The sequence below is a fragment of the Paracoccus sp. MBLB3053 genome (genome assembly GCF_031822435.1).
In the GTDB taxonomy this organism is placed as follows: Bacteria; Pseudomonadota; Alphaproteobacteria; order Rhodobacterales; family Rhodobacteraceae; genus Paracoccus; species Paracoccus aurantius.
The window spans coordinates 499,365-522,288 of record NZ_JAVQLW010000002.1; the positions used below are offsets into that span (position 1 = coordinate 499,365).

The 22,924-nt window shown below is 63.8% G+C and carries 24 protein-coding genes; 5 read left to right on the forward strand and 19 right to left on the reverse strand.

Going from position 1 to position 22,924, the window contains the following annotated elements; all coding sequences use genetic code 11:
• Window positions 1-67 precede the first annotated feature (67 nt).
• The 5 genes from RGQ15_RS16440 to RGQ15_RS16460 form a co-directional block, all read right to left on the reverse strand.
• A complete protein-coding gene (locus tag RGQ15_RS16440) occupies window positions 68-874 on the reverse strand; it encodes an ABC transporter ATP-binding protein (RefSeq protein ID WP_311161680.1) in 807 nt (268 codons plus the stop codon).
• Window positions 871-1,914 (reverse strand): FecCD family ABC transporter permease, encoded by a 1,044-nt coding sequence (locus tag RGQ15_RS16445; RefSeq protein ID WP_311161681.1) that lies wholly within the window; start codon window positions 1,912-1,914, stop codon window positions 871-873. The genes RGQ15_RS16440 and RGQ15_RS16445 overlap by 4 nt, the downstream gene beginning before the upstream one ends.
• Complete coding sequence (locus RGQ15_RS16450) at window positions 1,911-2,951, reverse strand: FecCD family ABC transporter permease (RefSeq protein ID WP_409201347.1); 1,041 nt, start codon at window positions 2,949-2,951, stop codon at window positions 1,911-1,913. The genes RGQ15_RS16445 and RGQ15_RS16450 overlap by 4 nt, the downstream gene beginning before the upstream one ends.
• The gene (locus RGQ15_RS16455) at window positions 2,948-3,955 is read right to left on the reverse strand and encodes an ABC transporter substrate-binding protein (RefSeq protein ID WP_311161684.1); all 1,008 of its coding nucleotides are present in this window, start codon (window positions 3,953-3,955) and stop codon (window positions 2,948-2,950) included. The genes RGQ15_RS16450 and RGQ15_RS16455 overlap by 4 nt, the downstream gene beginning before the upstream one ends.
• Window positions 3,956-4,190: 235 nt before the next feature.
• Window positions 4,191-4,619: a hypothetical protein gene (locus RGQ15_RS16460; RefSeq protein ID WP_311161686.1), complete on the reverse strand. Its 429-nt coding sequence runs from the start codon at window positions 4,617-4,619 to the stop codon at window positions 4,191-4,193.
• Between the two features lie 674 nt (window positions 4,620-5,293).
• Here RGQ15_RS16460 and RGQ15_RS16465 point away from each other — a divergent pair.
• Genes RGQ15_RS16465 through RGQ15_RS16475 form a run of 3 tightly spaced genes read left to right on the forward strand, consistent with a single transcriptional unit; the run spans window position 5,294 to window position 7,196 of the window.
• Window positions 5,294-6,298: an aldo/keto reductase gene (locus RGQ15_RS16465; RefSeq protein WP_311161687.1), complete on the forward strand. Its 1,005-nt coding sequence runs from the start codon at window positions 5,294-5,296 to the stop codon at window positions 6,296-6,298.
• A complete protein-coding gene (locus tag RGQ15_RS16470) occupies window positions 6,298-6,909 on the forward strand; it encodes a tripartite tricarboxylate transporter substrate-binding protein (RefSeq protein ID WP_311161743.1) in 612 nt (203 codons plus the stop codon). The genes RGQ15_RS16465 and RGQ15_RS16470 overlap by 1 nt, the downstream gene beginning before the upstream one ends.
• Entirely contained in the window at window positions 6,909-7,196 is a 288-nt protein-coding gene (locus tag RGQ15_RS16475) for an SDR family NAD(P)-dependent oxidoreductase (RefSeq protein ID WP_311161688.1), read from the forward strand. The genes RGQ15_RS16470 and RGQ15_RS16475 overlap by 1 nt, the downstream gene beginning before the upstream one ends.
• Before the next feature lie 290 nt (window positions 7,197-7,486).
• Here the strand turns inward: RGQ15_RS16475 and RGQ15_RS16480 are convergent, their stop codons facing one another.
• Entirely contained in the window at window positions 7,487-8,446 is a 960-nt protein-coding gene (locus tag RGQ15_RS16480) for an aldo/keto reductase (RefSeq protein ID WP_311161689.1), read from the reverse strand.
• A gap of 157 nt (window positions 8,447-8,603) precedes the next feature.
• On the opposite strand from RGQ15_RS16480, the gene RGQ15_RS16485 reads away from it, so the two are divergent.
• Window positions 8,604-9,956 carry a ferredoxin reductase family protein gene (locus tag RGQ15_RS16485; RefSeq protein WP_311161691.1) on the forward strand — a complete coding sequence of 451 codons (1,353 nt, stop codon included), beginning with the start codon at window positions 8,604-8,606 and terminating at the stop codon, window positions 9,954-9,956.
• 123 nt (window positions 9,957-10,079) lie between these two features.
• Here RGQ15_RS16485 and RGQ15_RS16490 read toward each other — a convergent pair whose 3' ends face one another.
• The 11 genes from RGQ15_RS16490 to RGQ15_RS16545 form a co-directional block, all read right to left on the reverse strand.
• Window positions 10,080-10,229, reverse strand: a complete 150-nt coding sequence (locus RGQ15_RS16490) for a hypothetical protein (protein WP_311161693.1) — start codon at window positions 10,227-10,229, stop codon at window positions 10,080-10,082.
• Between the two features lie 134 nt (window positions 10,230-10,363).
• Window positions 10,364-10,501 (reverse strand): hypothetical protein, encoded by a 138-nt coding sequence (locus RGQ15_RS16495; protein WP_311161695.1) that lies wholly within the window; start codon window positions 10,499-10,501, stop codon window positions 10,364-10,366.
• A 434-nt stretch (window positions 10,502-10,935) separates the two neighbouring features.
• Complete coding sequence (locus tag RGQ15_RS16500) at window positions 10,936-11,622, reverse strand: Crp/Fnr family transcriptional regulator (protein ID WP_311161696.1); 687 nt, start codon at window positions 11,620-11,622, stop codon at window positions 10,936-10,938.
• 38 nt (window positions 11,623-11,660) lie between these two features.
• Window positions 11,661-12,437, reverse strand: a complete 777-nt coding sequence (locus RGQ15_RS16505) for a sulfite exporter TauE/SafE family protein (RefSeq protein WP_311161698.1) — start codon at window positions 12,435-12,437, stop codon at window positions 11,661-11,663.
• 49 nt (window positions 12,438-12,486) lie between these two features.
• Complete coding sequence (locus RGQ15_RS16510) at window positions 12,487-14,163, reverse strand: TIGR01244 family sulfur transferase (RefSeq protein WP_311161699.1); 1,677 nt, start codon at window positions 14,161-14,163, stop codon at window positions 12,487-12,489.
• 30 nt (window positions 14,164-14,193) lie between these two features.
• On the reverse strand, window positions 14,194-15,069 hold the full coding sequence (locus tag RGQ15_RS16515) for an MBL fold metallo-hydrolase (RefSeq protein ID WP_311161700.1): 876 nt from the start codon (window positions 15,067-15,069) through the stop codon (window positions 14,194-14,196).
• A gap of 1,084 nt (window positions 15,070-16,153) precedes the next feature.
• Window positions 16,154-17,587, reverse strand: coding sequence for a dihydropyrimidinase (gene hydA, locus RGQ15_RS16525; protein ID WP_311161702.1), 1,434 nt, complete (start codon window positions 17,585-17,587; stop codon window positions 16,154-16,156).
• Window positions 17,584-18,837, reverse strand: a complete 1,254-nt coding sequence (locus RGQ15_RS16530; protein ID WP_311161704.1) for a cysteine desulfurase-like protein — start codon at window positions 18,835-18,837, stop codon at window positions 17,584-17,586. Before RGQ15_RS16530 ends, hydA begins: the two co-directional genes overlap by 4 nt.
• Window positions 18,838-18,855: 18 nt before the next feature.
• A complete protein-coding gene (locus RGQ15_RS16535; RefSeq protein ID WP_311161706.1) occupies window positions 18,856-19,590 on the reverse strand; it encodes an amino acid ABC transporter ATP-binding protein in 735 nt (244 codons plus the stop codon).
• The gene (locus tag RGQ15_RS16540; protein WP_311161708.1) at window positions 19,587-20,261 is read right to left on the reverse strand and encodes an amino acid ABC transporter permease; all 675 of its coding nucleotides are present in this window, start codon (window positions 20,259-20,261) and stop codon (window positions 19,587-19,589) included. Before RGQ15_RS16540 ends, RGQ15_RS16535 begins: the two co-directional genes overlap by 4 nt.
• A gap of 49 nt (window positions 20,262-20,310) precedes the next feature.
• Window positions 20,311-21,096: a transporter substrate-binding domain-containing protein gene (locus RGQ15_RS16545; RefSeq protein ID WP_311161709.1), complete on the reverse strand. Its 786-nt coding sequence runs from the start codon at window positions 21,094-21,096 to the stop codon at window positions 20,311-20,313.
• Window positions 21,097-21,259: 163 nt separating this feature from the next.
• Here RGQ15_RS16545 and RGQ15_RS16550 point away from each other — a divergent pair, with 163 nt between their 5' ends.
• Complete coding sequence (locus RGQ15_RS16550) at window positions 21,260-21,967, forward strand: FadR/GntR family transcriptional regulator (protein ID WP_311161710.1); 708 nt, start codon at window positions 21,260-21,262, stop codon at window positions 21,965-21,967.
• Between the two features lie 622 nt (window positions 21,968-22,589).
• Here RGQ15_RS16550 and RGQ15_RS16555 read toward each other — a convergent pair.
• Window positions 22,590-22,721: a hypothetical protein gene (locus RGQ15_RS16555; RefSeq protein ID WP_311161712.1), complete on the reverse strand. Its 132-nt coding sequence runs from the start codon at window positions 22,719-22,721 to the stop codon at window positions 22,590-22,592.
• Between the two features lie 23 nt (window positions 22,722-22,744).
• Window positions 22,745-22,909 (reverse strand): hypothetical protein, encoded by a 165-nt coding sequence (locus tag RGQ15_RS16560; protein WP_311161714.1) that lies wholly within the window; start codon window positions 22,907-22,909, stop codon window positions 22,745-22,747.
• Window positions 22,910-22,924 lie beyond the last annotated feature (15 nt).

Consider the following 22,924-nt stretch of genomic DNA (forward strand, 5'->3'; position numbering starts at 1 on the left):
TCAGTCAATTTCAGGGCGCTGTTGCGATATGGCAACTGCAGACGCTTGAAATTGTGGCATGCCTAGATCAGGGTGCAGTGAGACGATGACGGCCGAGGGGCAGCACCAATGGCTTGCCCGAAACCGGATCGGGGATGACCCGGCTACGCAAACCAAAGACGGCATGGATATTTTCCTCGGTCAGCACCGCATCGGGATGACCATGGGCGTGCAGGCGGCCCCCGGCCATCGCAACAAGGCAGTCGGCATAACGCGCCGCGAGGTTCAGGTCATGCAGCACCATCACGATTGTGATGCCCCGCGCATGGTTAAGGTCTGTCAGTAGATCCAGCACCTCGACCTGATGGCAGACATCAAGGAAGGTCGTCGGCTCATCAAGCAGCAGAAGCTCGGTTTCCTGGGCCAGGGCCATGGCGATCCAGACGCGCTGTCGTTGCCCGCCGGACAGTTCGTCCACCGCACGCTCGGCCAGATCCGCGGTCTTGGTTACCGCGAGCGCCTTGGCCACGGCCTCGTCATCATGCTTGTTCCAACGTGACATCAGCCCGTGATGCGGATGGCGGCCCCGGCTGACCAGATCCGAAACGGTGATGCCTTCAGGCGCGATGGGCGATTGCGGCAAAAGGCCCAGCTTGCGGGCCAGTTCGCGGGTCGGGCTGCGATGGACCGACTTTCCGTCCAGAAGCACGCTTCCTCTGCTGGGCGAAATCAGCCGCGACATGGTCCGCAGGAGGGTGGATTTACCGCAGCCATTCGCGCCAACGATGGCGGTGATCTTGCCGGGCGGGATGGTAAGATTAAGCCCAGTCAGGATAGTGCTTTCGCCGTATCCGGCGGACATGTCCGCGACGACGAGGCTGTGCGTGGGGTTCATGGCGAGCCTCCGGCGCGGTTCGCGCGAACGATGAGATAAAGCAGGTAGGGCGCACCAAGCGCCCCCGTGACCACGCCGACGGGATAGCGATGCGGCAGCAGGAATTGCCCGATATAGTCGCCTCCCAGCACCAGAGCCGCCCCGACCAGAGCCGCAGGGATCAGCAGCGATCCATTAGGCCCGAGGATGCGCGCCGCGATCGGTCCCGACAGGAAAGCCACGAACAGGATCGGCCCGGTGGCTGCCGTCGCGACCGCGATCATGCCGACTGCCGCCAGCATGACCGTAATTCGCGTCAGGCCGACCCGCACACCAAGCGCGGCGGCGGTGTCGTCGCCCATCCGCAACGCCTCGAGGTCGCGTGCTCGCACGAGCAGCAGGCCGCCAAAGACGATCAGCGCCGCCAGGACCGGCAGGGCCTGATCCAGTTTCGCGCCGTTCAAGCTGCCGGTGATCCAGCGCATCGCCTCTTGCAGGTCCCATGCAGGCGCACGCGACAGGGTATAGGAAATGAAGCTGTCGATCATCGCGGCAACGCCGATGCCGACAAGGATCAGCCGCGTCCCGGCCACGCCATTGCGAAAAGAAAGGCCAAAGACCAGAAGCGCAACGCCAAGGCCCGACAGGACCGAGATGCCTGCAACCGCCGCGCCATCAAGTTGCAGCACCACGATGGCAAAGACCGCCGCCGCACTTGCCCCGGAACTCACGCCGATGATGTCGGGGCTGGCCAGCGGGTTGCGCAGCATGATCTGGAAGGCGACGCCGCCCATACCGAAGCACAGTCCGACCAGCACAGCCATCATCGCGCGCGGCAGGCGCAACTGGCCGACGGTGAAGCTTGCGCCCGGCACATCCTGACCCAGCAGCACACGGACGACCTCACCCGGAGGGGTGAAGCTCTGGCCCAGCATCAGGGTCAGCGCAAAACCGGCGAACAGCAGGATCGCAAGCCCCAAAGAGACGCGACGCGAACGCCGTTGCCGCCCCAGACGTTCTGCGGCCACGGCCTGGCTCACGGGAAAAATCGAGACGCTCATAGCTCACGTACCCGCTGGCGGCGGACGATCCAGATGAAGAATGGCGCACCGACAAAGGCAGTAACGATGCCGACGGCAAGTTCACTGGGGCGCGCGATGATCCGGCCCAGCACATCGGCAAGGATCAGAAGCCCTGCTCCGCTTAGCGCCGCATAGGGCAGAAGCCAGCGATGATCTACGCCGACCAGCAGCCGGCACAAATGCGGCACCATCAGCCCGACAAAGCCGATCGGGCCGCAAGCTGCCGTTGCCGCCCCGCAAAGCAGGATCGCGCCAAGCGCGGCTATGCCCCGCGCGACGGCGACATTCTCGCCCAGTCCGGCGGCAAGATCATCGCCAAGCGCCAGTGAGTTCAGCTTGCGCGCCGAAACCAGGCAGATGAGGAACCCCGCAAGCATGAAGGGCAGCACCATCCGGATCACATCGAAGGTCGCACCTCCGACTCCGCCGATCTGCCACGATCGGAAACCGCCCGCGATGTCGTTGCGCGGTAATATCACTGCGATGGTGAAACAGGAAAACGCGACCGACGTGGCCGCGCCGGCCAATGCGAGCTTTAGCGGCGTCGCGCCTCCACGCCCCATCGAGCCGATTGCATAGACAAAGACCGCCGTCAGGCCGGCCCCGAGGATGGCCACCCAGACGAAGGCTTGGGCCATGCTCATGCCGAACCATGCGAGCCCGATCACCACGGCAAGCGCCGCGCCCGTGTTGACGCCAAGGATGCCTGGATCGGCCAGCGGATTGCGGGTGACGCCCTGCATGATCGCGCCTGAAAGTCCCAGCGCCGCCCCGGCTAGCGCGGCAAGGATCGTGCGCGGCATACGCACCGAAACCGCTGCCTGCGCGATGGTCTCGACCTGCCCCGAAAGGGCAGCCCAGATATCTTGCCAGTCAACCTCACGCGTTCCCACGGCGACCGACAGCAAGCACAGGCCTAGCAGAACAAGGGCCAGCGCGGCCAACCCGCCCGCCCGGAACAGCCGCGCGCGGCCGGGGCGGGGCCGCGCGACTTCGACCGCATCTCTCATGTTCATTCCGACTTGCGCGCCGCCTCGGCGAGCATCTCGACATAGTCATCCAGCACCCACGAGATCGCCAGCGGCGTCGGATGGGCCGCAGTGCCTGCGGGTGTATTCCCAAGCATCACCACCGCATCCTTGGCAATGGCCGTCATGCGCGAGGCGAGCGGGTCATTTTTCAGGGGCGTCAACAGTTCCGCGCCGCCATAGCTCACGAAGATGTCGACATCATTGAACCGGTCGATCTGTTCGGCGCTGATCTCACCCGCATATTGGCCCGGCCTTGTCGCGTCGATTACGCTTTTGGGCGAGGTCAGGCCCAAATCCTCGAAGAATTTCACCCGCGTATCGTTGCCGGTGTAGAATCGAATGAGGCTCAGGTCCATCGGATCGAGATGGGTGATGAACATGGCAGACTTGCCCTTCAATTCGGGATGCTTCCCAACGCTTTCGGCAATCTCTTCCTCGATCCTGTCAACCAGGGCATCGCCCTCGGCCTTCAGCCCCAGACCCGCGCTGTTCAGGCGGATCATCTCGCGCCATTCGGTCGTCCACGGCGCATCGGGATAGGCAACGACCGGGGCGATCATGCTCAGTGTCTCGTAATCCGACTTGCTGAGCCCGGAATGGGCAGCAAGTATCACATCGGGCTGCGAGGCAGCCACCGCTTCGAAATCGATACCGTCACCTTCATCAAAAAGCGTCGGCGTCTCGGCGCCGAGCTCCTTCAACCTCTCCTCGACCCAGGGCAGGACGCCGTCACCATCGTCATCGCCGAAATTCGCGGCGGCCATGCCGACGGGAACGACGCCTAGTGCCAGCGGGACTTCGTGATTGGCCCAGGCGACCGTAGCAACGCGGACGGGTTTCTTCTCGATCGTCGTGCTGCCAAAAGCATGTTGCACCGTGATCGGGAACCGAGCCGGAGCGGCCTGCGGTTGCGCGACAGAAGGCAGGGCCAGAGCACAGGCCAGACCAAGGGGAAATGCGGGAATGCCGACCGTCGGAAGTTTGATCATTGGGAGACGCGCCAGATTGACTATTTCAGTCGACTTTTCACTTTACGCCGAGAGGGTCAAGCCAGCTACGTTGTGATCCAGGGTCGATCTGGCGCTTCGAACACGCAATTTCACGAATTCCATCGGCCGGACGCGCTCGGCCCTTTCGAAAAACAAGGCGTTCGACACGAGCATGGCCCCGGACCATGCGTGCCCTGCAAGCGCCTCGGAATATCCAAATGCCCGCCGGGGCAGGTCAGATCGACCGGAAGACGTGGAAGGCCTCTGGTTCTTCGGACGACGCCGCGATCAGCCTTTTCTCTGCGGCGTCGCGAAACAGTCTCTCGAAAACCAGGGGGCGTCCTTTTGGAGCGTCCCGGCCTGGCCCGCTCCAGGAGGTCTGGAGCAAGAAGACGTCCGGATCGATCTCGGAGCGATGCGCCAAAAAAGTCGCGTGCCGCGCAATCGTGCTGACCTGCGTGGCGATCAGGCGTTGAAACGCATCGCCCTTTCCCGGCTGAGCCCGGACGCGCAGGATAGCGGTGCGCGCATCACCGCCGATGATTAGGCGGCCGATCGCGAGGTCGCCAATCTCGACGCGTCGCAGCTTTGCATGGCGCACGGAAAGCCGCCCGAGAGCGAGCGCGCCGACGGCGACGGCACCCAGCGCGGCCGCGCCAAGCATCAGCGTCCCGAAAGACACGGCCCCTGCCGCCGCCGCGCCAGACGCTACGGCACCGCGGCTGGAATTTCCAAGGCTTTTCCGTTTCATCGTTTTTACCCGGACCACAGAACTTGCGCCGATCGTAAGTAGGGGGCGAATCCCCTCGACACGCAAGTGCGAGGCTCGCTTTTGCTAGCTAGGGAAAATAGACGAATACGTCTTGGTCATCGTGTCCTGCCGACAGAACAGGGGCCGGGTATGCGCTGGCTGCGGTATCGCTGAAGGCAATCCGGGGAAAAGGACCGTCGGGTCCGAAGCTGGCATGCCTTGGCTACTTCAGAACCCGCAGAAGTGCGGCATCCCGGATGCGTTCCTGCGATGAAATCATCAGGACCCGGCAAGGCCAGATACCGATCATGGCATGGGCAGGACCAGACCTGATGGCGGGCTTTACTGATGCGGGACACCCCAACACGGAAATGCAAAGGGCGGTCATCTGACGCGACGTATCGGTGGCGACAGCGGCTTTCATCCCGGTCTGCGTCGCTCAGTTCGACTGGCCTGCGGGCCGCGGCTGTGAATTCCCGCTCATGGCTGTTGCCAACGGCAGTTGGCTAGCGCCATGATCCGCGTGAGCGCATGTTTCGAACGAGGCTGCCGGCTGTCGGTGGTACCCTTCCAGAAGGACTGATCACATGCCCCTTTCCGACCTTCTGCCCGGACGTATCGGCTTTGGCTCGGCCCCGTTAGGCAACATGTTCCGCGACATCCCCGAAGACGAGGCGCGCCAGACCGTCGATGCCGCCTGGGCCAGCGGCATCCGCTACTTTGACACCGCGCCTTTCTATGGTGCGGGCTTGGCCGAGTTGCGTCTTGGCGAAGCCCTCAAGGACCACCGTCGCGAAGAATTCGCGCTTTCGACAAAGGTCGGTCGCGTCGTGCTGGACGAGATCGACGCCTCGCCGCGCGACAATGGCGAAAAGGGCGAAGTCTTTCGCTGGGGCCGCCCGAACCGCGTGGTGAACGATTACAGCCATGACGGTACGCTTCGCGCGATCGAAGGCAGCCTTGAGCGGCTGGGCACAGACCGGATCGAGCTGGCCTTTGTCCACGACGTGGCGCAGGATTTCTATGGCGACGAGTGGCTTTCGGTCTTCGAGACTGCGCGGACCGGTGCCTTCCGGGCGCTGGACCGGCTCCGGGACGAGGGCGTGATCGACGGTTGGGGGCTCGGCGTCAATCGGGTCGAACCGATCGAAATCCTGCTTGCACTGGATGAGCCGCGCCCGGACGCCTTCCTGCTGGCCGGTCGCTACACGCTGCTCGATCACGACCGCGCGCTGCAACGGGTGATGCCCGAAGTCGCGGGGCAGGGGCTGGGGATCGTGGTCGGCGGGCCCTATTCCTCGGGCGCGCTGGTCGGCGGGCCGAACTTCGAATATGCGCCTGCCAGCCCCGAGCTTCTGGACCGCGTCGCGCGGATCAAGGCCATCGCGGACCGGCATGGCGTCAGCATGAAGGCTGCGGGCCTGCAGTTCTCTCTGGCCCATTCCGCAGTCGCGGCCGTGATCCCGGGCGCGAGCAAGCCTTCGCGGATCGCCGAGGATCAGGCGGCCTTTGACGAGAAGGTGCCCGCCGCGTTCTGGCAAGAGCTTCGCGGCGCCGGACTGGTCAGCCCCGCGGCGCCGCTGCCGGTCTGATCCGGCTTGGCCGGTTCAATGCGGATCCGATCGCTGTCAACGTTCGGGCCGATGCGCCCTATGCTGACCTCATCAGCCTCGTCGAGGCAGTCAAGGCCGATCCGGGAAGCCTCGCGGCATCCGGGGCGAATCGTGGCGGCCTGTCGCACCTCGCCTGGGTCGGCATGCTGGGCAAGGTTGGCGTCGACCCGATCAAGGCCAATTGGGTCGCCTCGGACGGCTCGGCCCCGGCGCTGCAGCAGCTTGCCGCGGGCGCAATCCAGGTGGTTTCCACCTCTCCTGTCGAGGCACGCGCGCTGGTCGAAGCCGGCGAAGCCAAGACGCTTGCGCTGATCTCGGGCGAGCGCAGCAACCTCTATGTCATGGAGCGCAACCAGTTTCCCATCGCCCCCGTCATCCTGGGGCTCGTGCTGGGGCCCGTGCTCGAACGCAACTTCATCATGTCGATGCAGATCTCGCACGGCAACCTGCTGGGCTTCTTCCAGCGCCCGGTCGCTGCGGGTCTGGGCGCGCTGGTCTGTTTCATCATCGCATTCACCCTTGTCCGTGCGCTCCGGCGCAAGCCGGCCATGTCCGCCGGTACTCCGACCATTCAAAAAGGATCAAACTGATGACCAAGGCTTTTTCGATCGAGGACCGCATTGCCGTCGTGACCGGCGGTCTGGGCCAACTCGGTACGCAATTCTGCAAGACCTTGGCCGAGGGCGGCGCCCGTGTCGCAATCTTCAGCCGTCGCCCTTTCAGCGCCGAGCAGATCGCCGAGAAATTCCCCGGCCTTTCCGATCGCATCCGCGTCTATGTCGCCAGCGTCACCGACAAGGAGGCGCTCGAGGCCGCGACCGGTCAGCTGATCGCGGATTGGGACGTGCCGCATATGGCGCGGCCCCACCAGAAATGAAAGAAATCGTGGTCCGGGTCAAATCGGCCCACGGTGCAAGGTTTTTAGTAGCGCCCGCCCCACGCCACGAAGCAAGGCCGACCCCTTGATGGCAGCGATGCCTGCGACAAGGGCGACCGAAGCCCGAGCAATCGTTAGCCCCGGGAATGCCATCAGCCGCGACACCCGCACCATTCGGCCAAACTTGTCAGTATGGGAGCACGGTGCCAGGTAAGACCCCATATTTCACTTCGCGGAATTCTGCGCGAGGCGCGCTCGGATTTCCCTGCAGGAGCACGCCGAGGACGAGATCAACAATACCGCTCCACGAAAGCCATCTGATGGTCGCCATAGCGGTCGCCATGGGCAAATCCCGCGGGCAGGATCCTCCCGACATCCTCTAAATCCCCGTCGGTCAGACCCGGCGCGGTCCAATCGCGAAGGTGACCCGCACTCCGCGTGGCCGGAATCGGGATGATGTGGTCACCTTGCGCAAGCACCCAGGCAAGCGCGGCCCCGGGGACCGACCAGCCGCGCGCGGCACAGAGATCGCGAAACGGCGCAATGGCCGCGAGATTGGCCGAGAAATTCGGCTCGGTGAAACGCGGATTGGTGTCGCGAAAGTCGATGCCTGCGCGGAAATCGCTTTTCAGCGGTTCGCGCCCGAACACCCCCCGGCCCAGGGGGGAAAAGGCGACAAAGGCGACGCGAAGCTCGCCGCAGGCTTGTATGAGGCCAAGCTGAGGCAATCGTGTCCAAAGCGAGAATTCATTCTGCACCGCAGTGACCGGATACTCGGCATGAGCGCGGCGCAGCGTCGCAGGAGCAATCTCGGAGAGGCCATAGCCCCCGATCTTTCCTTCCTTGACCAGCTTCGACATGGTCCCGGCCAGATCCTCGATCGGGATCTCGGGCTGGCGGCGGTGGATGTAGAAAAGCTCGATATGCTCGCGCTTCAGCCTGCGAAGCGATTCTTCAAGGCATTGGCGGATATAGGCTTCGTCATTGCGGACCGCGCGCGGCGGACCGCTGACGATGCCGCATTTCGTGGCAAGGACCACGTCGCGGCGGCCCCACTTGCCGAGGATCTCCTCCGATACGCCCATGCCATAGATATCGGCCGTGTCGAAATGGGTGATGCCCGCGTCCAGCGCCGCGTCGAGGCAATCGAGCGAGGTCGCCTCGTCCGTTGCGCCGAAGATGCCGCCAAAGCTCATCGTGCCAAAACCGATGGCACCAACATTATGCGCGCCAAGCCGTCTTTGATCCATTCGCCCCTCCTGTGTCGCGGTGGGGCAGGAAAAGCGCGGCGCCTGCAGACTGTCAAGCAAAGGCGCCCTGACGATGGAAAAGGGCTGACAGAACACGTGAATAATCTAACCTGTGGCCTGATCCGATCCACGACCACGCAACCGGAAGGGTTACAGGATGTCGCGTAGGAGTTACTGGTATTTCTGGGGCTCTTGGGCGGTGTTCGCGGCGGTTTGGTTCGCGACCAATCTTTCGGCCTTACGGACCGAGAATTTCTTCGCACTGCGGGCTGCGATGATGCAGCTTTCCGGCGTGTGGGCGACGGGGGCGATGAGCCTTGCGATGCTGCTCGCGCTGCGCCCCAGATGGCCCGAGGCGCGGCTGGGCGGGCTCGACAAGATGTATCGGTTCCACAAGTGGCTGGGGCTCGGCTTTCTTGTGGTCTCGATCCTCCACTGGCTCTGGGCCAAGGGGCCGAAATGGGCCGCGGGGCTGGGCCTGCTGACCCGGCCAGAGCGTCCGGCGGGGGGGCGTCCGGCGATCACCGACCCGATCCGCGCCTATCTGGGAGGGTTGCGCGGCACGGCCGAGGGGCTGGGCGAGTGGGCCTTTTATGCGCTTGCCCTGCTGCTGGTGATCGCGCTGGTGAAGATGATCAACTATCGCCTCTTTCGCTACACGCATCGGCTGGTGCCGCTGGCCTATCTGGTCCTCGCGTTCCACAGCCTTGTCCTGTTCGATTACGCGCAGTGGCGGACCCCGATCGGGATCTTGCTTGCGCTGCTGCTGGCGGGCGGAAGCTGGGCCGCTCTGGCCTCGATTTTCGGCCTGATCGGGAAGGGGAGGAGGGTTGCGGGTGAGATCTCGTCCTTGAAGCATTATCCGGGGGTGCGGTCGCTCGAATCCGTCATAAAGCTCGGCGAGGGCTGGCAGGGGCACAAGGCAGGGCAATTCGCCTTTGTGACCTCGAACCCGCTCGAAGGGGCGCATCCCTACACGATCGCCTCGGCTTGGCTTCCCGCCACCCGCGAGGTCACTTTCATCTCGAAAGAGCTCGGGGATCACACGACCGGCCTCGCCGACAAGCTGAGGATCGGGCAGAAGGTCACGGTCGAGGGGCCCTACGGCTGCTTCACCTTCGATGACGGGCGGGACCACCAGATCTGGATCGGCGCGGGCATCGGCATCACGCCCTTTGTTGCGCGCATGAAGGAACTCGCGGCCAGTGAACATGGGGCCGATCTGCCGCAGGTCGATCTTTTCCACACCACGAATGAGGTGGACGAGGCGGCTCTGGCGCGTCTGGCCGCAGATGCGCGCGCGGCGAATGTCCGGCTGCATCTTCTGATCGATGCGCGCGACGGTCGCCTGAACGGCGCGCGGATCCGCGAAACGGTGCCGGATTGGCGCGAGGCGGGCTTGTGGTTTTGCGGTCCGAGCGGTTTCGGCTCCGCCCTGCGAGCCGATTTCGCCGCGCAGGGAATGGCGGTTGACGAGCGCTTCCATCAGGAACTGTTCGAGATGAGGTGAGGGCGCGAGGGACGCGACCGATCATCCGCCCAACGCGGGCCGAGGATCGTGTGGGGCCCAAACATGTCCACCGGGCTTTCTATCGCATGTGCGTTTCCGCCTCGATTTGACCTGACGGCTGCCTCAGTCCTTGCGTAAAAGCACCCGCAGCCAGAGGTTCAGGCCCAGCGTCACCGCCCCGGCTGCGAGCGCTCCGGTGAAATTGCCCGCGATTTGCGAAATCGGCTCGATCTGCCCCGCGAACAGGTAGCCTGCACCGACATAGAGGGTCACCCACACGGTTTCTTCGGCGATGTCCCAAGCGGTGAAATAGGGCTAGCGCCATGGCAGTCGTGACAGGGCCGGACACGTCGCCAGCGCGACGAGCCAAGGCCCGTGGATCGGAATGAGACCAAGGATGAGGTCGATCATCGTCCGGCCCTGTGCGCGGCGATCTCGGCCTCGATCGGAGAGGTCAATTCCGACAGCGACATCCCGTTCTCGGTCGCGATCTGCTCCAGCGTCCTGCGTTCACCGGGCCGGGCGAGCCCGTCGAGCGCCCTCATCATGTCGCTGCGGGGGATGTGCCAGGAGCGGGCGACATAGCCCGGGGTTCATCCAGCCGCGAAGCGGCTGATCCCGGTGTGCCGGGTCCGACCAGTAGATCGCGAACAAGGTCAGGCGGATCAGGAAGAACAAGGTGAGCGCGAATGCCGCGATAATCCCTGCGGCCAACCAGCGATGCTCGCGGGCCATCTTGCGCATCCTGTCCATGTCTCGGGCCAAGCTTGCTGTCTGCGGCGTTCTTCGTGGATGGATCGATCGGTTTTCGGTCGTTATTGAACGATCCGAAGCGCGGCGTTTCGGCAGTCGGGGCGAAGCACAGCTCGACCGGGCAGAGCTCTGGCTCAAGGGCTGCGGCTTTTACAGCCTCGCCGTTTCCGCGGGTAGGAGGCGTGCCTGGATCATCCCTGCTCGCGCGACGGTAAAATCAGGCATTTCAAGTCCGGCTCAGCCGCTCGAGCGCGGCGGGCGCGGTCAGCTGTACCGAGCCGCGCCCCAGCTCGACCCAGCCGCGCCGGGAAAAATCCTGCAGCGTGCGCGAGACCACCTCGCGCGCCGTACCCAATTCGGCCGCCAGCGCCTGGTGCGTCGCGGTGATGACACCGCCCTTCTGCTGCTTCAGAAGCAGCCCGGCCAGCCGGACATCGACGCGGCGAAAGGCCACTTCCTCGATCACGGTGAAGAGGTCCGAGATGCGGCGCGAATAGGCGCTGAAGATGAAGCGGCGGAACTCGGGCGAGCGTTCGATCATGTGCTCGAACGCGTCGCGCGGCACGATGGCGGCGGTGACCTCGGTCTCGGCGATGCCCTCGGCGGCGTAATCCTCGTAGGCGAGAAGGCAGGCCGTGGTCAGCACGCAGCTTTCCCCGGCCTGCACGCGGTAAAGCGTGATCTCGCGCCCGCTCTCGCCGGTCTGCTGCACCCGGACGCTGCCCTTCAGCAGAAGCGCCAGCGCGGTCGGGGCCTGGCCGGGACCGAAGAGCCGGGTCCCCTCGGGCAGGACCTGCACCCGGGACGCGGCGCGCAGCTCGTCCTGCAACTCCGGGCTCATCTTCATGAGGCCCGGAAAATGGCTCAGCCAATCCTGCGTGATCTCGGCCATGGCGTCCCTGTCGGCGGTCATGCCCCATCTTTGCCCGATCCGGGCCAGGGGGAAAGGGCTCATATCTGCGCCCAGCTTTTCCACAGCATGTAGCTTGCGACGACAAAGATCAGCACGGCAAAGACGGTGATCAGCGTGCCCTTGCCCGATAGCCTGCGTGCAAGCCGCGTGCCGAACATGCCGCCCACGATGCCCCCCAGGATGAAGACCGCCGCCAGCCCCCAGGCCACGAGGCCGGAAAAGGCATAGTTCAGCGCCGTGGTCAGGCCGAAGGCGGTGACCGCGACCAGGCTGGTCCCGACCGCATTGATCATCGGCATCCGGGTCGAGGCGACCAACCCCGGCACGATCAGGAAACCGCCACCGATCCCGAAAAAGCCCGAGAAGGTGCCGGTCCCCAGCCCGTAGCCCACGACCTTGCCGGCATTCTCGCGCCCGCATTCGGCGCCCGGAATGCCGGCATCATGGCGGTTCTTCAGCATCAGGATTCCCACGACGATCATCACCAAGGCGAAGAGGAACAGCAGTTTCTGTCCGTCGAATGCCTTGCCGACCGTCGAGCCCAGCAGCGCGCCCAGCACCCCCGCCGCGGCGTAGATCCCGCCGCAGCGCCATTTCACGGTATGGGCGCGGGCGTGATGGGCCAGGCTCGTCGCGGCATTGACCGCGACGGCCAGCGCGCTGGTGCCGATGGCGACATGGGGGTTGGTCACGCCCACGACATAGACCATCAGCGGCACGGCAAGGATCGAGCCCCCTCCGCCGACCAGCCCCAGGGTCAGGCCGACCAGTGCCCCGGAAAAGGCCCCCAGCAGGTAATGCAAGCTGTCTATCATTCTCTTCAACCTTTTCTCCGGCACCCCTTGGGGCCGGGCGGGGCCTTCCTCAATCTGCGGCGGTGATCCGGATGGGCTTTGCCAGCCATTCATGCCCGCGCAGCATGGCCTTCCAGTAGATCGGCGGCAGCATGCGTTCCTTGAGGAACCAGGCGAGGCGGCTCGGCCGCGTGCCGTTCAGCAGGAAGCGCGGGAACGAGGGTTTCAGCGCGCCGCCATAGCCGAACTCGGCCAGCACGATCTTGCCGCGCTCGACCGTCAGCGGGCACGAGCCATAGCCGTCATATTGCGCGACCGGCGCGCCGCCGCGGATATCGGCCACGACATTCTCGGCCACGACCGGGGCCTGCTTGCGCGCGGCGGCGGCGGTCTTGGCATTGGGCGCGTTCATCGCATCGCCCAGCGACCAGATGTTCTCGTAGGTCTTGTGGCGCAGGGTCGCGGGATCGACATCGACCCAGCCCGCCTGGTCGGCCAGGGGCGAGACGCGGATGAAATCCGGCGCGACCTGGGGCGGGCAGACATGGATCATGTCGAAGCCGGTCTCGATGCGGCGGACCTCCTTGCCGGGCTCGCGGATCTCGAAGACCGCGCGCCGGGCCGGGCCGTCGATCGCGACCAGGTCATGGTGGAAATTCAGCGTCGCGTCGTAGCGCCGGACATAGTCCTGCAGCGCGGGGACGTAATCCTTGACGCCGAACAGCACGCCGCCCGCATTCATGAACTGGATGTCGATATCCTTCAGCACCCCGTTCCTGAGCCAGGTATCCCCCGAGAGATACATCGCCTTCTGCGGCGCGCCCGCGCATTTGATCGGCATCGGCGGCTGGGTGAAGATCGCGCGGCCCTTGCGCATTTCGCTGACCAGCTTCCAGGTATAGGGGGCCAGGTCGTAGCGATAGTTCGAGGTCACGCCATTCGCGCCCAGCGTTTCCTCGAGGCCCTCGATCCGGCCCCAGTCGAGCTTGATCCCGGGGCAGACGATCAGCCGTTCGTAGCGCACCACCCGGCAGCCATCCAGGATCACCGCATTGTTGCCAGGCTCGAAGGCGGCGACGGCGGACTTAATCCATTGCACGCCACGCGGGATCAGCGCGCCCATGGTGCGCGCGGTCTCTTCGGGGCGGAAGACCCCTGCGCCGACCAGCGTCCAGCCGGGCTGGTAGTAATGCACGTCGGCCGGGTCGATGATCGCGATCTCGAGATCGCGCATCCGCGCCTTCAGGCTGGCCGCGACCGCGATGCCTGCCGCGCCACCGCCGACGATGACGACCGGGAAGCTCGCATCCGCGGTCGCGGTCGGCGTGCGCCCGCCATTGGCGATGCGGCGCACCACGCCCGACATGTCATAGCCCGCCGTTCCCGCGCGCGCGAGGATCTCGGGCAGCGGCCGCCGGCCGGCCTGTGCCAACGACCACAACGTGGTCGACCGCGTGCCGGTGCGGCAATAGGCAAAGACCGGGCCGGGCAGGCGCTGCAGGGCCCCGGCAAAGGCCGTCGCATCCTCGTCCCGCACCATGCCGGCCTGCACCGGCAGGTAGATCGCCTCGATCCCCTCGGCCGCGGCGGCCTGGGCGATCTCGGGAAAGCCGGGCTGGTCCGGGCCCTCGCCATCGGGGCGGTTGCAGATCACCGCGCGGAAGCCGAGATGCTTCAGCTCGGCCAGGTCGGCGGGCATGATCTGGGGACCGACGGAAATGCCGGTCTCGATGGACCTGATGTCCATGGCACATACTCCTGTGAAAGAGGGACGCGATCAGAGCGTGTTCAGCGGCACCTTGAGGAAACGCTTGCCGCTTTCATCCGCCGGAGGCAGTTCGCCCGCGCGCATGTTGACCTGCAGCGAGGGGATGATCAGCCGCGGCATGCCCAGCGAGGCGTCGCGTTCGGTCCGGAACTTCACGAATTCCTCTCGCGTCCTGCCGCCGCCGACATGGATATTGTTGGCCTTTTCCTCGGCCACGGTGGTTTCCCAGCGGATCTCGCGGCCATTCGGGGCATAGTCGTGGCACATGAACAGCCGCGTCTCGCCCGGCAGGGCCAGGACCTTCTGGATGCTGTCGTAAAGCGTGCCGGCATCACCGCCGGGGAAATCGGCCCGCGCCGAGCCGCCATCCGGCATGAAGAGCGTGTCTCCGACGAAGGCCGCGTCGCCCATGACATGGGTCATGCAGGCCGGGGTATGGCCGGGCGTGTGGATCGCGTGGCATTCCATGCCGCCAACCATGTAGCTGTCGCCATCCTCGAACAGGCGGTCGAACTGGCTGCCGTCACGCTGGAACTCGGTGCCCTCGTTGAAGATCTTGCCGAAGGTCTCTTGCACCACGGTGATCTTCGCGCCGATGCCCAGCTTGCCGCCGAGGATGCCCTGGATATAGGGCGCGGCGGACAGGTGGTCGGCATGGACATGGGTCTCGATCAGCCATTCGACGCGCAGCTTGTTGCGGTTCACGAAGGCGATGATCTCATCGGCATGGTCATAGCTGATGCGGCCCGCCGCGTAATCGATATCCATCACCGAATCGACGATGGCGCAGGCATCCGAGCCGGGATCCTTCACGACATAGGAGATCGTGTTGGTGTCGGCGTCGAAAAAGGCGGTCACCTCGGGGCTGACAGGGGCAGGGGTCATGGCAAAACTCACTCCGCAAGGGCCAGGTTATCATGCGGCATCTGACGCCGCCTGCATCCAATCTTTCACAAGCAGGGGCCGGAAATCTGTGACTAGGTCACAAAGGCCGGAAGGACATTGGCAAATTGATCGACCGGGCGCCTTTCGGGTATCCCTTCGCAATGAAAATTCCATCTTCGATGCCGCGCCTGAAAGACTCATGCCATCCGCGTGAGATCATTTTTTTTACGGTGTCTGGCTGTCATGTGGTCCGCACCGAGGACGCCGCTTGTCGCCGCAGAGCTTCCGGAGATCTTCGCGCGGACTGGCGAAGCCGATGGCCCGCGCCTGCATCGTGATTTCGGATGAGCAGGGTAACGGCCGGCTCGCGCTCAGCCCAGAAGCGCCGAACACTTGGGCGACGCATCATCACTGCCGCTGATCTGATCGGAGTGACTTTGGCGGCTGTTCCTGCTCGAACGGCGTTCGAAGAGGCGAAGTTCAAGCGCTATCTCCGCATCGTCATCAGGCGACGGATGTCTGGTGCAAGGGGATTGCCAAATCGTGCCAATCTGGTCGTGGGCAGCGAGGTGCATCTGTGCATGCTGAGGTGACTTGAACTGCCCATCCATTCTTTCACGTTTTCGGGTTGGTCTGTGTAATCCTTCAATCCGGTTGTCGAGACCCTGCGGGCGCAATGATCCGCACCCGGAGCAAGGTCACATATGGGCCCGAAATACCTGCGCAGCTTGTCGGTGAGCATTGACGCGGGTCGCCGAACCGGGCCGTCAGGAAGCGCCTTGCAGCCTTTGCATTCCGTTGCGGCTGGACAAGAATATCCAGCAACTCTCGGGTCGGTCGCAGCTGGGGAAGCCGGAGTAATGGCGGCCAAACCGGCTCACCGATTGGCAGACGATCTCCGGGCGGAGCGCACGCCCGCTCGGCCGGAAGATCCTCGACATGGGCAGTGCCGAGAGCGAAACGATGGTTTAGCCGGACCGGGGCCCCAACCGCGCGAATTCCCGCCAGCAACTTGGCAATCCGCCCGCACTGCCATATCGGGGCGAAACCCGGAAGGATTCAAACCGAACCTCGCCCCGACGGTTCAGATCGGCGGCATGACCTCAAGCGGTTTTCCTCTAAGAAGATACCGACCTTTTGCTTCAGGTTCGACGATCTCGCCGCCTTGGAAAACCGTGCGTCCCGCCAGGATCGTTCGGACCGGCCAACCCGTGATCATCCTGCCCTCGAATGGGGTATAATCCGCCCCGTGGTGCAGGCTTTCCTGCATGATTGGCGCGGTTCTTTCCGGATCCCATAGGGTAATATCGGCGTCTGCCCCAATGACCAGGGCACCTTTTTGCGGGTAAAGGCCGTAGAGCTTGGCTGGGTTGGTCGAGGTCAGGGCGACGAAGCGCTCAAGGCTGATCCTCCCCTTTGATACCCCTTCCGAGAACAGCAGCGGCAGACGGGTCTCGACCCCGGGGATGCCGTTGGGCACCCATTTGAAAGAGGTCCGGGCGCGGGCGTTGTCCTTGCCGGTGCCTTGCTCACCCTGGAAATAGAACGGACAATGGTCCGACGAGAAGATGTCGAACGTGCCATCCCGCAAGCCCTGCCAGATCGCGGCCTGGCTGTCGCTGTCGCGAGGAGGAGGCGAGCAGACGTATTTTGCCCCTTCGAAATCCATGTTGAGGCCCTTCAGATCATCGGCGGTAAGCGCGATGTATTGCGGACAGGTTTCCGCAAAAACGCGCAATCCTCGACGGCGGGCCCATTGGATCTGCTCCATCGGTTCGCGTCCCGAAACATGGACGATCACGATCGGGACATCAACCAATTGGGCATGGCTGATGGCGCGGTGCGTTGCCTCGCGCTCGGCGATCTGCGCATGCGCTTCGGCGTGGAAATAGGGGGCGGTCTGGCCGCGTTCTTCCAGCTTGCGCGTCATGAACTTGATCGCATCATGGCCTTCGGCATGGACCATGACCAGCGCGCCTTCGCGCCGTGAGGCATCGAAAACTTCTAGCAATTCGGCGTCGTTCAGGACCATGTCATCATAGGTCATGAACACCTTGAACGATGTGTAACCTTCACGCACAAGCGCGGGCAATTCCTGCCCCAGGACCTGGGGTGTCGGGTCGGTGATGATCATGTGGAAGGAAACGTCGCTCCAGCACTTGCCTTCGGCCAGCGCGTGATAGTCCTGCACCGCCTGACGCAGGGACTGCCCTCGCCGCTGCAGGGCGAAGGGCATAACCACAGTATTCCCACCCGCGATCGCCGAGCGCGTTCCCGAGGAGAAATCATCCGCCATGACCGTGCCGTCGCCCTGCTCTTGTGCAAGATGGACATGGGCGTCGATCCCACCCGGAAGCACCAGAAGCCCGGTTGCGTCGATCTGCTCGTGGCCGCCCTCGATGCGCCGCGCAATCTGCGTGATCTTCCCGTCGGTGACCGCAAGATCGGCCACGAACCTGTCCGACGCGGTGACGATCGTCCCGCCGCGGATAACGAGATCCGGCCCCGCCGCGCTCATGCCGCCATCTCCTGACCAAGGATCCGGGTCAGGGCCGAGGTGAGGCGGTCGATTTCGGCGACGGTATTGTAATGCACCATCGACACCCGCAGCACGCCACCGTCATGCGTTTGGTCCAGTAGCTCTGCCAGACGGCGCGAGTGGAAATCGCCGAACCGAATGGCAACCTTGTAATCGTCCATCGCGCGGGCCACTTCGCCCGAGTTGCGACCGTCAAAGCGGAAGGCAATAGTCGGCACGCGCATGTTGTCGGGATTGCTGTCGTCACCGATGATGCGGCAGTCATTGCGCGACCGCAGCCAGTCCAGAAGCTTGTCAGTCAGCACGCGCTCTTGCATGGCGATCTGCTCGAAACCCGCCTCGAGAGCAGCCCGCGCATCGCGTTGAGCGGCATTGGGTGCCAGCGACTGGATATAGTCGACCACCGCCGTGGTCGAATAGGCAAGCTCGTAGTTCGGATTGCCCGGCTCAAGTTTTCCGGGGACCTTATCCTTGCCGTAGAAGTAATGGTACAGCCCGTCCAGCCCAGCCAGCAGGTCGTATTTCCCGTACATGATCGCCATATGCGGGCCGTAGCATTTGTACAGGCTGAAGATGTAGTAATCGACATCCCATGCCTGCACGTCGATCGCCCGATGCGGCGCATATGCGACGGCGTCCACGCAGATCAATGCGCCCCGGTCATGAACGAAGCGGGCGATATCCTCGACCGGATTGACATACCCAAGGATGTTCGAGACATGATGGACGCAGACCAGCTTGGTCCGCGGGCCCATCAGGGGTTCAAGATCCTCCAGCCGCAGCCGCATCGTTTCGCGATGGAAGGGCCAGACCTTGATCACCACCCCGATCTCGCGCAGCCGCTCCCAGGGGCCGATATTCGATTCATGATCCGCATGGGTGACAATGATCTCGTCTCCGGGAACGAACTGGCTGCGCATCGCTGCGGCGAGTGTCTGGGCCAGGACGGTTGTCGAGGGCCCGAACACGATCTCTTCGGGGCGGGCGGCATTGACCAGGGTCTGAGCCGCGATCCGGCCGTCCATGAGCGCCTCGGCCGCCATCTGCGAGATCTCGTAGCTGCCACCGATCTGAACGTCGCGATGCGTCAGGAATTCTACCACCCGGTCGATTGCGCCCTGAAGGGTCTGCGAACCGCCGGCATTGTCGAAAAACGCCCAGTCCTTGGACAGCGCGGGAAACTTGCTGCGTACCAGTGCCATGTCCAGCTGGTCTTGATAGTTTGACATCTGATCTTCCTCGGATTGTCAGTGATCCAGCACGGCGTGCAGGAAATTTCGGGTGCGCTCTTCGCGCGGGGTTGAAAAGATCTGTTCGGGCGTGCCGGTCTCGATCACCTCTCCCCCGTCCATGAAGATGACGCGGTCCGCGACCTGGCGGGCGAAGCCCATCTCATGCGTGACGACGACCATGGTGACGCCGCTGCGGGCCAGGTCGCGCATCACGTCCAGCACCTCTCCGACCATTTCCGGGTCCAGCGCCGAGGTCGGCTCATCGAACAAAAGCACCTGCGGCTCCATAGCCAGCGCCCGCGCGATCGCGACCCTTTGCTGCTGGCCCCCGGACAGGGCATCGGGATATTTCTCGGCATGAGCGCCAAGGCCCACACGGTTCAGCAGCCGGTCGGCCTCGGCCGCAGCCGTGGCCTTTGCTGTGCCGCGCACGCGCCGGGGCGCCAGCATGATGTTTTCTCGCGCGGTCAGGTGCGGGAACAGGTTGAAGTTCTGGAACACCATGCCGACCTCGGCGCGCACCCGGGCAAGGCTCGCGCCCGGGCGAACGGGCGTGCCGTCGACGGTGATGCTGCTTTCTGCCGAGAAATCCTCGAGCCGGTTGATGCAGCGGATCAGGGTCGACTTGCCCGAGCCCGATGGGCCGATCACGCAGACGACCTCGCCCTTGGCGATGTCCAGGTCGATGCCGCGCAGGGCATGGTAACGGCCGTAATGCTTTTGCAGGTTGCGGATGCTGATCGCGCTCATCGCTTGGACCTCCGGTTGAACCTTCCTTCAAGCCGCGAGACAAGCATGACCATTGGCAGCAGGAACGCGAGATAGATGGCCGCTGCGCCGATCAGCGGCGTCGGATTGGCGGCCAGCGCCTGGGCCTGGGTCGCCTGCTTCAGCAGGTCCGGCATGGCCACGACCGAGGCCAGGGCCGTATCCTTGACGACGTTGATCGAATTGTTGGTCAATGGCGGGATAACCATGCGGATCGCCTGCGGCAGGATCACATCCATCATGGTCCGGCGCTGGCTTAACCCCAGCGCCGCCGAGGCCTCGAACTGGCCTCGCGGAACCGCCTCGATCCCGGCGCGGAAAATCTCGGCGGTGTAGGCCCCGGACACCATGGTCAGCGCCGCCATCGCCGACGCAAAAGATGACAGCCGGACCCCGACGAAGGGCAGCGCGTAATAGACGATGATCAGCAAGACCAGCAGCGGGATCGAGCGGAAGATGTCGATATAGAGCCGCGTCAGGATCTGCACCGGCATCGGCCCGTATAGGCGCAACATGCACAGCCCCAGTCCCAGCAGCAGCCCGGCAAGAATGCTGGCCGCGCCCAGTTCGAGCGTCAGCCAAAGTCCCTTGATGAGCATCGGAAAGCTGGTCGCCAGAACGTCCAGATTGAAAAACGTGTCGAAAAGGTCCATCGCACCGTTCCTGCTGTCCCCCGGGCAATCAATGCCCGGGGGAGATTGGTCATTCCGCCTTGGGCATGTCGAGCACGGTCACGGTGGAGGTGCCCGCTTCGGGGGCGGCGCCGAACCATTTCTCATGCAGCGCGGCCAGTGTTCCGTCCTGCTTCAGTTCGGTGATGATGCCATCGACCTGCGCGGCCAGCGGCGCATCCTTGGCGAACATGAACGAGTATTTCTCGCCCGTGGCGATCCGCTGGACGACCTTCAGGTTCGGCTTGTCCTTGACGTAATATTGCAGCGCCGGGATATCGGAAATGTAGCCATCTATGCGTCCGGCCGTCAGGTCGAGCATCGCCGGGGAAAGGCCCTCGTAGCGGCTGACCTCGCCCAGCTTCAAACCCGGTCCGTTTTCGGTCACCCACATGTCGCCGGTCGAGCCAGTATCGACTCCAACCGTCTTGCCCTCCATCTCGTCCAGCGATGCCGGTCCGTCGGCGAGCACCGTCAGGGATTGGTCGCTGTCGTAATAGGGCTGGGCAAAGCTCACGGATTTCAGCCGCTCTCCGGTGATGGTGATCGACGACATCGCCATGTCGATCCGACCCGATTGGACCGCCGAGAACAGGCCATTGAAGGGAATGTTCACGATGTCCAGTTCGCGGCCCAGCTTTTCGGCGACGACCGCGGCCAGATCGACCTCGAAGCCGGTAAACTTGCCGTCGGCATCCTGGAACTCCCAGGGAACGTTTCCGATGTTCGCGCCGACCTCAAGCTTTTCCATCGCCTGCGCTGTCCCAAAGGCCATCGCGGCGGCAAGAACGGCCGAGGGTATGATCTTTTTCAGCATTCGCTTTGTCTCCCTGTAAGAGTTATTGTGTTCTACCACAGACTGGTCGGACCAGTCATACCGGTATGGGCACTATGGCAAAGTGAAGGCAACTGTGTCATGCGTTTTCTTGCCGGATGAAAAGCGGATGAGCGCGGCGCTGCAAAAATTTAGGGCAGGAACGATGCACGAGGACGACAGCAAGCTGCCGGTGACCGAAATGGTGACCCGGCGTATCCAGGAGATGATCCGCAGCGGTGAAATCCCCAAGAACAGCAAGTTGCCTTCGCAGCGTATCCTCGCGCAGCAACTGGGGGTTTCCCGCACCTCGCTGCGCGAGGCGCTTCTGACACTGGAAACCTTGGGTCTCCTCAGGACGCTTCCCGCGCGCGGAACCTTCGTTCGGGAAACCGGTCCGGGAGCGGCGCAAGCCGCGATGACCTGGCGCTATGACGCGCAATTCTCCTTGTCCGAGGTGTTTGAGACGCGCGCGATGGTTGAAACCGAGATGTGCAGGTTGGCAGCGGCGGTGGTCACGCCGGCCCGGCTTGACGAAATCTCGGATGCCGCCCGCATGTTCGAAGGGGCATGGCGCAGCGGCGACCTGGTGGCCCATGTCGATGCAGATCTGCGCTTTCACAGCCTGATTGCGGAAACCTGTTCGAACTCGATGCTGCGGATGCTTTACCGCTCCATTCACGCCGTACTGACCGAAAGCCAGCGCGCCCCCATTCCGAATACGGCCGTATCTCGAATGGAGGCCTCGATCTCAGAACATCAGGCCATCGTAAGGGCTCTTCGAAGCCACAATCCTTCTGTCGCCGCAGAAGCGATGCGCCGTCATATCGAAAACACGGCCGCTATCGCCGGAGTTGACCTGCGCCCGGTTTGAGCAAGTCTCGCGTATTCGCGACAGGAAACGCGAACCATCTCACTTGCGAGATCGATGCGGATCTCGACGATTCCGTCCCCCGATCTCGCACGTGCTGCCATCACGGCAGATCGCGGCCGCTCCCCACCTCGCCATGCTCGGATCGTGGCAATTACCGGATGCCGGCCTGGACCCGATCGAGCCAGTTGTTGCAATACGGGTTGGGATGGCCACCGCTTTGACCGTCCCATGCCTGCATACGTCGCCGGTTGATCGAATGATTCCGCTGCGCGAAAGGGTGCCTGCTTCGATCTTGTCGTCCGAACCTTGACCGCGCGATTGGGCATCCCGTCGCGAACGGGTGAGATGCACGATACCCAGGCGCTAGAGGTGCCGGATCGCATAGACCTCCGCCTCGGCCTCGGCCTCGGTCCGTTTCCCGCCCGAGCAAGCGGGGCGGGGTGATGGTGACGTTGCCCAGAACAGCCAGATGCGAATGAAGCGCATAATTCTGAAGTCGTCTCCATTCGCAGGCGGCCCACCCGCCGTCGCGTCCCAGGGGGGCGCCTATCAGCCGAAGCATGCCGGGATGAACCCACTGCTCTCGCCACGCGGGATGGTCGAATTTCCCCGATCCCGACTGTCAGATCAGCAGCACCTTCTGGCCCGGCATCACCGTCAAGCTGAGGTGATGCAGCACTCGCAGGTCACCGATCGCCCCCGATATCGCCTCAATCCCGACGATTGGCGCGGCCGTCCTATCTTTCCCGCTCATTACGAGGACTCAGACCTCGCCAGTCATGAACAGGGTGCGATCTTGGGCGCTGCCGTGGATTGCGAGCCTGAAAGCATCCGACCATTGCCCGTGTTGTAAAGGCTCCAGCCATGCCCGACCGGCACGCAATCGCGGATCTTGTGGACCAGTCCCGAACCCGTGGAGGCGTCGCAAACCGTGCCTCGCATCGGGGCGCCGTCGCG